Source organism: Oceanimonas sp. CAM02 (assembly GCF_032842915.1).
GTDB lineage: Bacteria > Pseudomonadota > Gammaproteobacteria > Enterobacterales > Aeromonadaceae > Oceanimonas > Oceanimonas smirnovii.
The window spans coordinates 1-12906 of the sequence record NZ_JAWJBK010000029.1 but is presented as its reverse complement, the minus strand read 5'-3'; the positions used below and the strand labels follow the sequence as shown (position 1 = coordinate 12906).

The following is a 12906-nucleotide window of genomic DNA, read 5'->3' as shown; positions in this document are numbered from 1 at the left end:
TTCATGAATCGTATCAAATGGTTAACTATTCCCCTGCTGGCCCTGGGCCTGTCTGCCTGTGCCAGCTATTACCCTATAGCGGTAGATGTAAATCCCGCTACCGCCAACGTGAGCGGCGGTGTTTATCGTGGCCAGACCCTGGCGCTGTCCAGCAGTGACAACCGCAGCAGTGACTTCATCATTCAGATTGAACAAAAAGACAAATCACCGGTGGTGGTGGGAGCGGCCAATAATCTGCGGCTGCAGCTGGAGCAGGCGCTGGCGCAAGGGTTCAGCACGCAGGGAGCCTTTATTGAGCAGGGTGCCAACACCCGCGCTACCCTGGAGCTGCAGGAAGTACTGGCCCGGGTGATCCGCGGTCATATCAGCTATGACGTGGTACAGAAGGTAAGAGTACAGCTGGTGCTGGAGCGCAACGGCCAGCGCATTACCAAGCAATATCGCCGCAGCGCCCAGCAGGAATTTCCCGGCCGTCTGCATCCGGAGCTGGACAAGGTCACCGATGCCCTTAACCGTCAGCTGAGCCTGATGGTGCAGGACATACTGGCCGATCGTGACGTACAAAGCTTTATTAACGGTAACTAAATGAAAAACATATTAATCCTGCTGGCGGGCCTGCTGTCCGCCACCGCCCTGGCCGGCCCCCGCGTGGAGCTGGTCACCAGTCTGGGCACCCTGGAAGTGGAGCTGAACGAACAGGCCGCCCCCAAGACAGTGGCCAACTTTTTGAGCTATGTGGACGACGGCAGCTATGCCGGATCCATTTTTCACCGGCTGATCCCAGGGTTTGTGGTTCAGGGTGGCGGCTTTACTGCCGATTATGAGCGTCTGCCCACCCGTGATCCGGTGCAGAATGAGTCGGGTAATGGTCTGTCGAACAGCACCGGCACCATCGCCATGGCCCGCACTCAGGATCCACACAGCGCCACCCGCCAGTTTTATATCAACCTCGCTGATAACACCTCGCTGGACGGCGGCCGCCGTGCCGGTTACACCGTCTTTGGCAAAGTGGTAAAGGGTGAGGACGTATTGCAGCGCATGGCTGCCGTCCCCACCGGCATGAACCTGCAGCTGCGCTCCCGGGAAGTACCGGAAGAGCCCATTATTCTTGAGCAGGTTCGTCGCCTGCCCGGAGAATAACCATCAAAACCCGGGCACTGAAATGGCAGCAAAGTCTGTCGCTCTACACTGAGCGGCGCGTACTGATTATGCTGGCCCTGGGGTTTTCCTCCGGCCTGCCGCTGCTGCTGGTGTTTGGCACCCTGTCGTTCTGGCTGCGTGAAGCCGGCGTCAGCCGCACCAGCATTGGCTTTTTCAGCTGGGTGGCGCTGGCCTACGGGGTAAAATGGCTGTGGTCACCGCTGGTAGACAGGCTGCCGCTGCCACTGTTATCCCGTATGATGGGCCGGCGGCGCAGCTGGATGCTGTTTTCCCAGCTGATTATTATGGCGGCGCTGGCGGGCATGGCGTTTTCTGATCCCACCGTCAGCCTGGTGCAACTGGCACTGTTTGCGCTTGCCGTCGCGTTTGCTTCAGCCACGCAAGACATAGTGATAGACGCCTATCGCATAGAGTCAGCTCCGGAGCGGCTGCAGGGGGCGCTGGCTGCCGCCTACATGACCGGCTACCGGCTGGCGATGATCATGGCCGGGGCCGGTGCGCTGGCCATTGCCGCCTGGGCCGGCTCCGACATCAGCTACAGCATGTACGGCTGGCAGGTGGCCTATCTGACCATGGCCGGCTGCATGCTGGTGGGTGTACTGACCTGCCTGCTGCTGCACGAGCCGAAGGTAGACCTGGGTGAGCAGCAACGGTCTCAGCAGGAGCACAAGGCGCAGCTGGTAAACCGGGGCTGGCCGGCCTGGCTGGCCGGCTTTCTCGCATTTGGCAAAAGCGCCGTGGTCAACCCCTTTGCCGACTTTTTTCAGCGCTATGGCTGGCATGCTCTGTTGATCCTGAGTCTGATTGCCAGCTATCGGGTGGCAGATGTCGTCATGGGCGTGATGGCCAATCCCTTTTATGTGGATATGGGCTTTACCAAAACCGAAATTGCCACCGTGACCAAGGTGTATGGCGTGATAATGACGCTGCTGGGCGCCGCCCTGGGTGGTGTGCTGGTGGTGCGCTTTGGCACACTGCGCATTCTGATGCTGGGTGCCGTGCTGACTGCCGGCACCAATGTACTCTTTGCCCTGATGAGCCAGCTGGGCCCGGATGTGCGCCTGCTGACGGTGATTATCTCGCTGGATAACTTAAGCGCCGGCATTGCTACCGCTGCCTTTGTGACTTATCTCTCCAGCCTGACCAATGTGGCCTTCTCTGCCACTCAATATGCGCTGTTCAGCTCAGTGATGCTGCTGCTGCCCAAATTTATGGCCGGCTTCTCGGGAGTGGTGGTGGACGCCATGGGCTATGCGGTCTTCTTTACCGGCACCGCCGCCCTTGGCCTGCCGGTGCTGGTACTGATTGCGGTGGTCGCCCGGCGGGTCGGCAAGCTGGAAGCCGAAAGCTAGAAGCCATGCCGGGTACGAAACCCGGCCTTGGCTGCCTTAATCCCGAAAGTTATTAAACTGCAGCGGCTGCTCCTGCTCTTCGGCGCGCAGCAGGGCAATCACCTGCTGCAGATCGTCCCGCTTCTTGCCGGTAACCCGCAGCTGCTCGCCCTGAATGGACGCCTGCACCTTGATTTTGCTGTCTTTAATCTTCTTTACCAGCTTTTTTGCCAGTGCACTGTCAATGCCCTGCAGAAAGCTCATTTCCTGCACATGGCGTTTTCCGGTGCGATTAATGCTGCCGGCGTCTAGCACCCGTACATCAATGCCTCGCTTGATTAAGGCACCGCGTAATATGTCACGCATCTGCTGCAGCTGCATGTCGGCTTCTGCTTCCAGCTTTACCTTGTTGTCGTTCAGCTCAAAGCTGGCTTCCACACCACGAAAATCATAGCGGGTGGTCAGCTCGCGGCTGGCGTTTTCAACAGCGTTGCGTACTTCATTCATTTCCACTTCGGAAACAATATCAAAAGAAGGCATGAAAGCTCCTTGAGTAAGCGCCGAAACCGCTGGCAAGCCAAGCGGTTCACGGCTAACGTATGGGATCAATAACGCAGAATAATATCAAAAAACCGGAGAGAGAATGATGCGTGAGTGGACCATATTGGGAGCTGGCGCGCTGGGCTGCACCTTTGCTGCTTTGCTGACCGAACAAAAAAGGCCGGTATCGCTGATGCTGAGCGACCGTCGCCGCCGACATTTTCACCCGGCATTTGAGTTTATTGCCCTGAATGAGCGCCGCCGGCTGGTAAGCCCTCACTACCGTTTTGCCGAGCAGGCAGCCGATATTGAGTGTTTGCTGGTGATGACCAAAGCCTATCAGGTACTGCCCGCGCTGGGCAGTTTGCGGGGGCTGCCTCGTGAGGTGCCGGTAATATTGCTGCACAACGGCATGGGCATTGCCGAAGACGTAGCCAAACTGCTGCCCCACAACCCGCTGCTGGCCGGCGTAACCAGCCATGGTGCTCTGCGGGAAGGTAACTCACAGGTGCGCCACACCGGTAAGGGCGAAACCTGGCTGGGGCCGGTTAATGAGAAAGGCAAGGCCTTCTCACACCTGACAAAACCGCTGGCCTCAGCCCTGGGGCATGCCGGGTGGAGTGAAGACATACTCTCACTGCAGCGGCGCAAGCTCGCCATTAATGCCGTGATTAATCCGCTCACTGCCTGCCACAATATTTATAACGGTCAGCTCAGTGAGCCCCGCTTTGCCGATGTGGTGGAGCAACTGAGCCAGGAAGTGCACACTGTGCTGAGCGCGCTGGGTGAAACCGAAACCCTGGAGCAATATCGCCGCCGGCTGAACAGTGTAATTGAACTGACCGCCACCAACTATTCTTCCATGCACCAGGATCTGGCCCACGGCCGGCCCACGGAAATTGACTACATCACAGGGTATCTGCTCAAGCACGCCGGTGAACTGCCGGTGCCGGTGTGCCAGCAGCTGTATCAGGAAGTGAAAAAACACGAGGGGCAAGTGTAAAACGCCGTCATGCCGGGCAACGACCCGGCATCTTTCTGCAAACTACAGTGCAACTGCCCTGGACTCCGGGTCAGGCCCGGAGTGACGAATGGTTCATACCGGCTGGAGTTGTTGAGATTCGCATCGCTCATCCCAACCTACCATTCTATTCTCTAGGCTAACTCAGGGCTTATACACCTTTACATTTTCAAAGCCCTGCTCTTTCAGATGAATAGCCTGCAGCCGGCTCATCACGCCGCGGGCACAGTAAAGCAGGTAGGTTTTGTTCTGGTCCAGCTCGCCAAACTGGTTGGCCAGGCGGAAAAACGGCAGACGTATCACTCTGTGGCCGGCCACTTCCAGCGGAGACTGCTCTTCTTCTTCCGGCGCACGAATATCGAGGATCACCTCCTGCTCCGTTACCTGTTCGCTGATTTCCACTTCCGGCACCTCCCATACTCTGTCCAGATCGCGCACGTCTTCCACAAAAGAGGACTGCACGGCGGTGTCGAGCACACCAAAGTCAAAATTGGCTTCTTCTTCTTCCACCTTGCTCAGCACCGCTTTAATGGTGGGCTTTTGCGAAATCACACCGCAATATTCCGGCATTTTTTCCGCATAAGGCGCAGTACCGATGGCCCGCGCCTGATCGATAATGTCCTGCTTGTCGGTGGCGATCAAGGGCCGCAGTATCAGGGTGTCGGTCACTCTGTCGATCACATTGAGGTTGGTCACCGTCTGGCTGGATACCTGGCCCATGGACTCACCGGTAACCAGCGCATTAACCGCCAGGCGCCGGGCCACTTCGGCACCGGCGCGCATCATCATGCGCTTGAGCACCACCCCCATATGGCCCTTGTCGATTTTCTCCAGGATCTCGGCCACCACCCCTTCAAAGGGCACCGAAATAAACTTCACCCGGTGAGACGAGCCGTATTTCTTCCACAAAAAGTGCACCACCTCGCGCACGCCGGCTTCATGCTCGCGCCCGCCCAGGTTGAAGAAGCAGTAATGCACCCGGCTGCCGCGCTTGATGAACTGAAACGACGACACGCCCGAGTCGTAGCCACCGGACATCAGGCTGAGCACACTTTCCTGAGTGGCAATGGGATAACCGCCCATGCCGGCGTGCTGCTTGCTCACCAGATACAGCCGCTCGTCATCCAGTTCCAGATTAATCTGCACATCGGGCTGCTTGAGTTTCACACCGGCGGTGTTGCAACGCTGGTTCAGGCCGCCGCCCACATAGCGCTCCACATCCAGCGAGCTGAACGCCTGCTTGCCCCGGCGCTTGGCACGCACACAAAAGGTTTTGCCGGCAAGCTGGTCACCAAACATGGCCTGGGCGTGTTCCAGAATGTCATCCAGGGAGCTGACCTTGAATTCCACCACCTCCAGAAACGACTGAATGCCGGGAATGCAGCCGAGCGCCTCTGTCAGCTGCTGGCGGCTGGCCTCGTCATTGTTATTGCTGCGTACCACCATCTTGTCCCAGTCCACCCGCACTTTAACAGTTTCATCCAGTGGCCTGAGGGTATTGCGAATGTTGCCCGAGAGGATCTTGCTCATGCGCTGGCGCACCGACTTGCTCTTGATGGTCATTTCAGGATGAAGCTTGATAATAAATTTCATAATTTCGGTACGCTCGAACAACACATAAAAAAATAAGCCCGGCATTATACACGTGCCGGGCTTATGGTTAAAAGAAAAGCAGTTCAGGGGGTGTTGGGCGCAACCGCCTCTACCGGCTCTGTGTAGACCGGCTTGCCCTGAGAAATGGTAATTTCCACCCGCCGGTTAAGGCGGCGGTTTTCAGGTGTATCGTTGGGTGCCAGGGGCTTGGTGTCGGCCAGGCCCATGACCACCATGCGGCTGTCGTCAAAGCCTTCGGTGCGCCTGAGCTGATCCGCTACCGCCAGTGCCCGCTGAGTAGACAATTCCCAGTTGGAGCTGAACAGCTCATAGCCGCTGCCAATGTCGTCGGAATGGCCCGACACCAGAATTTCACCGGGCACATCTTTTACCAGCGCCCCTACCTGGCGAATAACCGGCCAGAACTTGGGCTGCAAAAATGCTGAGCCGGCGGGAAAAGACGCATTTTCCCGAATGCGGATCACCACCTGCTGGCCCAGCGCTTCAATCTCAATGGCGTCCTGTTCAATGGCGCTGCTCAGCTGCTCGGCCATGGCCTGAGCCAGACTGATGGCTTCGGCACTGGTCTGCTCCGGCTGCTGGCTGCCGCTCATGTTGCCATCTTCCCTGCTCTGGCCCGAGGCCCGGTCCGACTCGCCGGGCTGAAAGTCCAGCTCGGCCAGGGTAGAGTCGGTGGTATGCTGCATGATGGTATTAATGGGCGTAGGCTCGGGCCGGCCGGGGCGAAACTCCAGCGCAATCACGGAGGTACCCTTGGGAATTTCCGATACCTCAATCTGATTCTGCACCCCAAAGGCAAACTTCATGCTGCCGGCAATTTGCTTGAACTTGAGCACATCCATTTCGGCAAAGGCCAGCAGCAGCACAAAAAAGCTCATCAGAATGGTGGCCAGGTCTGCAAAGGTGGCCATCCAGGCGGGAGCACCTGCCGGTGCCGGCTTGTTCTTTTTGGCCACTATTCCTCCTTGGTGCGCTTATTCTCTGCCAGATAGTTTTCCAGCAGCGCCTGCAGCACCCGGGGGTTCTGGCCGTCCTGAATGCCCAGCACGGCGTCCATGATCAGCGTGCGGTTAAGACGCTCTTCTTCCGAACGCAAATCCAGCTTGTCGGCAATGGGCAGGGCTATCATATTGGCCAGCATGGCACCGTAAAGGGTCGTTAGCAGAGCAATGGCCATGGCCGGGCCAATGGCCTTGGGATCGTCCATGTTGGCCAGCATGGCCACCAGACCAATCAGGGTGCCAATCATGCCCATGGCGGGAGCTACATCCCCCAGCGAGCGGAAGATTTTGGCCCCCTGCTCCTGGCGCTCGGCATTCAGATCAATGTCTTTTTCCAGCGCGGCTTTCACTACCGCCTGATCGTGGCCGTCCACCAGCATGTTCACCGCCTTTTGCAGAAACGGATTGGTAATTTCTGCTTCTTCCAGCGCCAGAAAGCCGCCCTTACGGGCCGAGTCGGCCAGCTGTACCACCCGCTCAATCAGCTCTTCGGGCTTTTCCAGCTTGAACATAAACGCCTTGCCCGCCACCTTGGCCGCTCCCAGAAACTGGCCCAGGTTGAACTTCATCATCACCACGAACAGTGAACCCACAAACACAATAAAAATGGACGGCACATCCACATACATGGTGATGCTGCCACCCAAAACCATTGCCATGCCAACAAAGGCCAGTCCGCCAATCAGTCCTAGGAGTGTTGCCAAATCCAAAATGGGAGTCCTCTTTCTGTCAATGCGGGCAAAAAACGGCTCAATCTTACCCCTTTGCCCCGGCAGTTGTCGCCGTTGTTGTTATCGGCACAGCGCAAAAATGTTTAACAGCGAAGCAGTTCTGCAACTGAATGTTGCTAATCCTTCGCCAAATTCCGGACAGCGGTGTTACTATTGGCCCAATTTTGCACGTGATTGAACAGAGGATGCCCGTGGCTGCCAAAAAACCGGAAAACATGGACTTTGAAAGCGCCCTCGCCGAGCTGGAAGGCCTGGTGGATCAGCTGGAGCAGGGCGAGCTGAGCCTGGATCAGGCACTTAAATCATTTGAACGGGGCGTGCAGCTGGTGCGTGCCGGCCAGCAACGACTGAGCCAGGCTGAGCAACAGGTAAAAATTCTGATGAAAGACGGCGATACTCTGGCCGACTTTAACCCGGCGGAGAAACCGGCGTGATCACCCAATGGCACCAGCAATATGGTGAACGCATTAATGCTGTTCTGCAGCAGGCCCTTGGCCGGCTGGGTCCGCTCTCACCGCAACTGCGTGACGCCATGGAATATGGCCTGACCCAGGGCGGTAAACGGGTGCGCCCCATGCTGGTTTATGCCACTGCCGGTCTTGCCGAGGATGCGGATCCGGCGGCCGCCGATGCCGCCGCCGCCGCCATTGAATGCATCCATGCCTATTCGCTGATCCACGACGATTTGCCCGCCATGGACAACGACGACCTGCGCCGGGGCCAGCCTACGGTACACAAGGCGTTTGACGAAGCCACCGCCATTCTTGCCGGCGACGCCCTGCAAACTCTGGCCTTTGAGCTGCTGAGCGATGCCGGAGGCCGGCTGCCAGCCGAACGCCGGCTGCAGCTGGTGCAGGAGCTGGCCACCGCCAGCGGCTACGGCGGCATGTGCGGTGGTCAGGCACTGGATATTTATCATGAAGGCCGGCAAATAGAAGCTGCTACGCTTGAAACCATTCATCGGCATAAAACCGGTGCGCTTATTCGTGCGGCCGTGCGCATGGGTGCGCTCTGCTCGGTGTCGGTGCAGCCTGAAGAGCTGGATGCCCTGAGCCGCTACGCCGAAGCCATTGGCCTGGCGTTTCAGGTGCAGGACGATATTCTCGACATTACTGCCAGCACCGAAACCCTGGGCAAAACCCGGGGCAAGGATCTGGAACAGCAAAAAAGCACCTACCCTGCCCTGCTGGGGCTGGACGGTGCCCGAGCCCTGGCCGATCGCCTGCATAACGATGCCCTGGCCGCACTGGCCGGCCTTTCTTACAATACCGACACACTGGAAGCTTTCGCCCACTACATAGTGCAGCGCGAATACTAAATAACGATAAGCCTATGAGTCTGAATATTGCCGATTATCCCACACTGGCCCTGGCCAACCTGCCGGAAGAGCTGCGCAGCCTGCCGCAAGAGCGGCTGCCGGCCCTGTGTGAGGAGCTGAGATCCTATTTGCTGCACTCGGTAAGCCGCAGCAGCGGCCACCTGGCCTCGGGCCTGGGCGTCGTAGAGCTGACAGTGGCGCTGCACTATGTGTATAACACCCCCTTTGACCGGCTGGTATGGGATGTGGGCCATCAGGCCTATCCGCACAAAATTCTCACCGGACGGCGCGAGCGCATGAGCAGCATTCGCCAGCTGGACGGCCTGCATCCCTTTCCCTGGCGGGAAGAAAGCGAATATGACACTCTTTCCGTGGGTCACTCCAGCACCAGCATAGGCGCGGCGCTGGGCATGGCCATTGCCGCCGATGCCGAGCAGCAAAACCGCAAAGTAGTGGCGGTGATTGGTGACGGTGCCCTTACCGCCGGCATGGCCTTTGAAGCGCTCAACCACGCCGGTGATCTGCATAAAGATCTGCTGGTGGTGCTGAACGACAACGAAATGTCCATTTCCGAGAACGTGGGCGCGCTCAACAACCATCTGGCGCGCATTATGTCGGGCTCGCTTTACAGCACACTGCGCGAAGGCGGCAAAAAGGCGCTGGAAATTCTGCCGCCGCTGAAAGAGCTGGCCAGACGCACCGAAGAACATCTCAAGGGCATGGTGGTGCCCGGCACCCTGTTTGAAGAATTTGGCTTTAATTATGTGGGTCCGATAGACGGCCACGACATAGCTGCCCTGACCGATACTCTGCGCAATATGCGCAAGCTCAAGGGCCCGCAGCTGCTGCACGTCATGACCCGCAAGGGCAAAGGCTATTTGCCCGCCGAGCAGGATCCCATTGGTTATCATGGCGTGCCCAGGTTTGATCCCGCCACCAGCAGTCTGCCCAAAAGCACACCGGCCAGCCCCAGCTATTCCGCTATTTTTGGCAACTGGCTGTGCGACATGGCCGGCCAGTGCAACAAGCTGATGGCCATTACTCCCGCCATGCGCGAAGGCTCAGGGTTAGTGCGCTACTCCCGGGAGTTTCCCGACCGCTACTTTGATGTGGCCATTGCCGAGCAGCACGCCGTCACTCTGGCGGCAGGCATGGCCATAGAGGGCAAAAAGCCGATCGTTGCCATTTACTCCACCTTTTTGCAGCGAGCTTATGACCAGCTTATTCATGATGTGGCGCTGCAGAACCTGGATGTGCTCTTTGCCATTGACCGTGCCGGCATAGTGGGTGCCGACGGCCCCACTCATCAGGGTGCCTACGACTTAAGCTTTATGCGCACCGTGCCCAACATGGTGATCATGACGCCGGCGGACGAAAACGAATGCCGGCAAATGCTCTACACCGGCTATATGCACCCCGGCCCCGCCGCCGTGCGCTACCCGCGTGGCGGCGGCCCCGGTGCCGAAGTGAACAGCACCATGACGGCACTGGAAATTGGCAAGGGCCGGCGGCTGCGCCAGGGCAGCAAGATTGCCCTGCTGAACTTTGGTACTCTGCTGCCTGAGGCCGAAGCCGCCGCAGCAGCACTGAATGCCACCCTGGTAGATATGCGTTTTGTAAAACCCCTGGACGAAGCCCTGCTGCTGGAGCTGGCAGCCGATCACGAGCTGCTGGTCACACTGGAAGAAAACGCCATTATGGGCGGTGCCGGCTCGGCGGTAAACGAATGCCTGATGCGGCATAAAAAGCCCATGCCGGTGCTGAACCTGGGGTTACCCGACCGCTTTGTGGAGCAAGGCAGCCAGCAGCAAATCTGGGCCCGCCTGGGTCTGGATGCCGCCGGCATCATCCAGGCTGTGCAGCACTATCAACAGCGTTAACAAGGAGCAGTCAATGTCTGAACGTCCGGTTTTGCAGATTACCCAGCAAATTGATAACGAGCGCACCTGCGTTAATCACCTGCTGTTTCCTGCCGGTGGCGAAAGCCGGTGGCACCGTCATGAACGCGACTATGTCATTGTGCCCATGCAAAACTGTGTGCTGCACATTGATACCGGCGATGGCCCCAAACCAGCAGAAATGCGTGCCGGTGAGTGCTATTACCGGCCGGCCGGCACTGAGCACAATGTGCTGAATAACAGCAGTCAGGATATAGTGCTGATTGAGACGGAGCTGAAATAACCCTCAGGCTCCCGCCACCAGCGTGATTGCAATGGTAGTCATCATCACCCCCACCACAAACTCCAGCACCCGCCAGGCCTGGGGCCGCTGAAAGACCGGAGCCAGCACACGGGCTCCGTAACCCAGACTGAAAAAGAACACCAGTGACGCACAAATGGCACCAAAGGCAAACAGTCCCTGGGCCTGATATTGGGTAGAAATGGAGCCCAGCAGCACCATGGTATCCAGATAAACGTGCGGATTAAGCCAGGTAAAGGCCAGACACATGGCCACGGTTTTCAGCAGCGACTGCTGCGTATCTCCGGCTGCCGTCATGGCATGGCGGTTACTGAAGGCCGATTTAAAGCTTAACAGCGCATACACCGCCAAAAAAGCCGCCCCGCCATAACGGGCCACCGTTTCAATGGCCGGAAACTGCTTCACCATGGCACCAAAACCCGCCACCCCCAACGAGATAAGCACCGCATCAGACAGGGCACACACAGCACACACCACAAACACATGATGGCGCTTAATGCCCTGCTTCAGCACAAAGGCATTCTGGGAGCCAATGGCCAGAATAAGCGAAAAGCTCAAGGCAAAACCGGAAAAAAACGTGGACATGAGTGAACAGCGCCCTGTAAAGAGTAAACCGATAATGGTACAGGCAGACAGAGCCGGAATGTAGCCTTACGGCTGTTTATTCGGCAAGTCACTGAAAGCTGGCACTCCATCTGGCTGTTTACTCCAGTCCGCCTGATGGCAGGTAAAAATGCGCGCCGTGGGCAATAAAGAAATATCAGTGTCCAGACAGCCGGCCGGCACCACCAGCAAGCCGGCTATTTGTGTGTTGGGCAGGGCCGAGCCGCAATGCTTGCAAAAGCTTCTGCTGTGGCGAGTGCCTGGCAGCGTAAAAGACGTGACCGCCGTCGTTCCCGAGATCCACTCAATACTGGCCGATTGCGAGAACAGATTAGCCCCGTGGGCCGAACCGGTGTCTTTCTGGCAGCGCCGGCAATAACACAGATAAAAGCTGTCGAATTTGCCGTTTACCTCAAAACGCACAGTGCCGCACAGGCAGGAGCCGGAATGAATGGTCATCGGAATTCTCTTATGGCGTTAAACTGAAACACATGTCACGCACTGTCAGCTTACTTCCAGCCCATAACTATGCGCAGTTCTGTTTAATTCAGACCCGAAAGCTCCTTTTCAAGCTGATCAATTTCATCTTGCTCTTCTTCAATTTTTTGCTGGTATTTTCGAATATCATCCGCATCTCCATCTTCTTCAGCTTCCTTAAGATCAGCCCGATACGCTGCCAGATCTTTCCTGGCTTCTTCTATTTCTTCGGCCAGCTCCTTGCGAAGGCCTTCAGCCGTGCAATGCTGCTTTGCCTCGGCCAATGCTTTTGCTAACCCAGCCGCTTTTCGGTCATTGCCTCTTTCCTGAGCAATCTTAAGCTGACTCTCTATCTCACAGAACTTTCTGTCGCACCCTTTTAACTCTCCACAGTCCAAGGACGCCAGGGCCGGAGCAGCTGAAAAGAAAAAGAGCAATCCGGAAAGTACAGTAACTGTTACCGTTAACAAAGGGGGTAACGCTTTGATCATAACTCTTCTCCTGAAGCTGGTATAAAAATAAACCATTGTAAACCAGTTTATAGTATTAATGCTGCATGCTGGCAACCCCAGCGCCCGGGCATGCCCGGCGCTGGGGCTGATGGTAAAAAATTATTGTTTAACTAAAACACCGTCGTCTGTTTCATAGTCACTTAATGAAGGGTTAGCGCTGATATCAAGACTTTCCAACGGATTTCCGGTTGCCCACAGCGCCCTCAGTTTAGGGTTATGACTAATATCCAAAGTAGTAATATTGTTATCTGTCAGATTGATGTTCACCCGATAAAACGGACACGTTATTGTTAAGCGGCTTTTTCATACTGTATCGGAGATACATAGTCGAGACTACTGTGCAGCCGCACCCTGTTGTAAAAATACCGGATGTAATAATCCACCTGTTTTCTCAACGA

16 protein-coding genes are annotated in these 12906 nt (G+C 56.9%); 8 read left to right on the top strand and 8 right to left on the bottom strand.

Annotated features, from left to right (window positions below):
• Window positions 1-3: 3 nt before the first annotated feature.
• The 3 genes from R0I78_RS09270 to R0I78_RS09260 are packed head-to-tail and all read left to right on the top strand — an operon-like array spanning window position 4 to window position 2513.
• The gene (locus R0I78_RS09270; protein WP_317075139.1) at window positions 4-585 is read left to right on the top strand and encodes a YajG family lipoprotein; all 582 of its coding nucleotides are present in this window, start codon (window positions 4-6) and stop codon (window positions 583-585) included.
• Window positions 586-1140 carry a peptidylprolyl isomerase gene (locus tag R0I78_RS09265; protein WP_317075138.1) on the top strand — a complete coding sequence of 185 codons (555 nt, stop codon included), beginning with the start codon at window positions 586-588 and terminating at the stop codon, window positions 1138-1140.
• 2 nt (window positions 1141-1142) lie between these two features.
• Window positions 1143-2513: an AmpG family muropeptide MFS transporter gene (locus R0I78_RS09260; protein ID WP_395545436.1), complete on the top strand. Its 1371-nt coding sequence runs from the start codon at window positions 1143-1145 to the stop codon at window positions 2511-2513.
• 36 nt (window positions 2514-2549) lie between these two features.
• Here R0I78_RS09260 and R0I78_RS09255 read toward each other — a convergent pair whose 3' ends face one another.
• The gene (locus tag R0I78_RS09255; protein WP_317075136.1) at window positions 2550-3032 is read right to left on the bottom strand and encodes a YajQ family cyclic di-GMP-binding protein; all 483 of its coding nucleotides are present in this window, start codon (window positions 3030-3032) and stop codon (window positions 2550-2552) included.
• Between the two features lie 103 nt (window positions 3033-3135).
• On the opposite strand from R0I78_RS09255, the gene R0I78_RS09250 reads away from it, so the two are divergent.
• On the top strand, window positions 3136-4035 hold the full coding sequence (locus R0I78_RS09250) for a 2-dehydropantoate 2-reductase (protein ID WP_317075135.1): 900 nt from the start codon (window positions 3136-3138) through the stop codon (window positions 4033-4035).
• Between the two features lie 162 nt (window positions 4036-4197).
• On the opposite strand, the gene thiI is transcribed toward R0I78_RS09250, so the two are convergent.
• From thiI to pomA, 3 genes are all read right to left on the bottom strand, one after another.
• Complete coding sequence (thiI, locus tag R0I78_RS09245) at window positions 4198-5646, bottom strand: tRNA uracil 4-sulfurtransferase ThiI (protein WP_026344748.1); 1449 nt, start codon at window positions 5644-5646, stop codon at window positions 4198-4200.
• 83 nt (window positions 5647-5729) lie between these two features.
• Window positions 5730-6578 carry a flagellar motor protein MotB gene (locus tag R0I78_RS09240; protein WP_051089266.1) on the bottom strand — a complete coding sequence of 283 codons (849 nt, stop codon included), beginning with the start codon at window positions 6576-6578 and terminating at the stop codon, window positions 5730-5732.
• A gap of 44 nt (window positions 6579-6622) precedes the next feature.
• Window positions 6623-7378, bottom strand: a complete 756-nt coding sequence (gene pomA, locus R0I78_RS09235) for a flagellar motor protein PomA (RefSeq protein WP_026344749.1) — start codon at window positions 7376-7378, stop codon at window positions 6623-6625.
• 212 nt (window positions 7379-7590) lie between these two features.
• On the opposite strand from pomA, the gene xseB reads away from it, so the two are divergent.
• From xseB to R0I78_RS09215, 4 genes are read left to right on the top strand one after another with little or no spacing between them, the layout of a single operon-like run.
• Window positions 7591-7833, top strand: a complete 243-nt coding sequence (gene xseB, locus R0I78_RS09230) for an exodeoxyribonuclease VII small subunit (protein ID WP_317075134.1) — start codon at window positions 7591-7593, stop codon at window positions 7831-7833.
• On the top strand, window positions 7830-8717 hold the full coding sequence (gene ispA, locus R0I78_RS09225) for a (2E,6E)-farnesyl diphosphate synthase (RefSeq protein ID WP_410506578.1): 888 nt from the start codon (window positions 7830-7832) through the stop codon (window positions 8715-8717). Before xseB ends, ispA begins: the two co-directional genes overlap by 4 nt.
• 14 nt (window positions 8718-8731) lie before the next feature.
• Window positions 8732-10597, top strand: coding sequence for a 1-deoxy-D-xylulose-5-phosphate synthase (dxs, locus tag R0I78_RS09220; protein ID WP_317075133.1), 1866 nt, complete (start codon window positions 8732-8734; stop codon window positions 10595-10597).
• Window positions 10598-10610: 13 nt separating this feature from the next.
• Window positions 10611-10898 (top strand): cupin domain-containing protein, encoded by a 288-nt coding sequence (locus tag R0I78_RS09215; RefSeq protein WP_019934411.1) that lies wholly within the window; start codon window positions 10611-10613, stop codon window positions 10896-10898.
• A gap of 3 nt (window positions 10899-10901) precedes the next feature.
• On the opposite strand, the gene R0I78_RS09210 is transcribed toward R0I78_RS09215, so the two are convergent.
• The 4 genes from R0I78_RS09210 to R0I78_RS09195 all read right to left on the bottom strand — a co-directional run bounded on the left by R0I78_RS09210 (window position 10902) and on the right by R0I78_RS09195 (window position 12891).
• Window positions 10902-11501: a LysE/ArgO family amino acid transporter gene (locus R0I78_RS09210; RefSeq protein WP_019934412.1), complete on the bottom strand. Its 600-nt coding sequence runs from the start codon at window positions 11499-11501 to the stop codon at window positions 10902-10904.
• Between the two features lie 66 nt (window positions 11502-11567).
• Entirely contained in the window at window positions 11568-11978 is a 411-nt protein-coding gene (locus R0I78_RS09205) for a GFA family protein (RefSeq protein ID WP_019934413.1), read from the bottom strand.
• An 83-nt stretch (window positions 11979-12061) separates the two neighbouring features.
• Window positions 12062-12487 carry a DUF1090 domain-containing protein gene (locus tag R0I78_RS09200; protein WP_317075132.1) on the bottom strand — a complete coding sequence of 142 codons (426 nt, stop codon included), beginning with the start codon at window positions 12485-12487 and terminating at the stop codon, window positions 12062-12064.
• A 311-nt stretch (window positions 12488-12798) separates the two neighbouring features.
• Window positions 12799-12891 (bottom strand): IS3 family transposase, encoded by a 93-nt coding sequence (locus R0I78_RS09195; RefSeq protein WP_410506580.1) that lies wholly within the window; start codon window positions 12889-12891, stop codon window positions 12799-12801.
• Window positions 12892-12906 lie beyond the last annotated feature (15 nt).

Bases quoted from the DNA above. Each gene is read 5' to 3' on its own strand.
- thiI (WP_026344748.1), bottom strand. From the start codon at position 5,646: ATGAAATTTATTATCAAGCTTCATCCTGAAATGACCATCAAGAGCAAG.
- dxs (WP_317075133.1), top strand. From the start codon at position 8,732: ATGAGTCTGAATATTGCCGATTATCCCACACTGGCCCTGGCCAACCTG.
- R0I78_RS09210 (WP_019934412.1), bottom strand. From the start codon at position 11,501: ATGTCCACGTTTTTTTCCGGTTTTGCCTTGAGCTTTTCGCTTATTCTG.
- R0I78_RS09265 (WP_317075138.1), top strand. From the start codon at position 586: ATGAAAAACATATTAATCCTGCTGGCGGGCCTGCTGTCCGCCACCGCC.
- R0I78_RS09200 (WP_317075132.1), bottom strand. From the start codon at position 12,487: ATGATCAAAGCGTTACCCCCTTTGTTAACGGTAACAGTTACTGTACTT.
- R0I78_RS09250 (WP_317075135.1), top strand. From the start codon at position 3,136: ATGATGCGTGAGTGGACCATATTGGGAGCTGGCGCGCTGGGCTGCACC.
- R0I78_RS09215 (WP_019934411.1), top strand. From the start codon at position 10,611: ATGTCTGAACGTCCGGTTTTGCAGATTACCCAGCAAATTGATAACGAG.
- R0I78_RS09205 (WP_019934413.1), bottom strand. From the start codon at position 11,978: ATGACCATTCATTCCGGCTCCTGCCTGTGCGGCACTGTGCGTTTTGAG.
- R0I78_RS09255 (WP_317075136.1), bottom strand. From the start codon at position 3,032: ATGCCTTCTTTTGATATTGTTTCCGAAGTGGAAATGAATGAAGTACGC.
- R0I78_RS09240 (WP_051089266.1), bottom strand. From the start codon at position 6,578: ATGGCCACCTTTGCAGACCTGGCCACCATTCTGATGAGCTTTTTTGTG.
- R0I78_RS09270 (WP_317075139.1), top strand. From the start codon at position 4: ATGAATCGTATCAAATGGTTAACTATTCCCCTGCTGGCCCTGGGCCTG.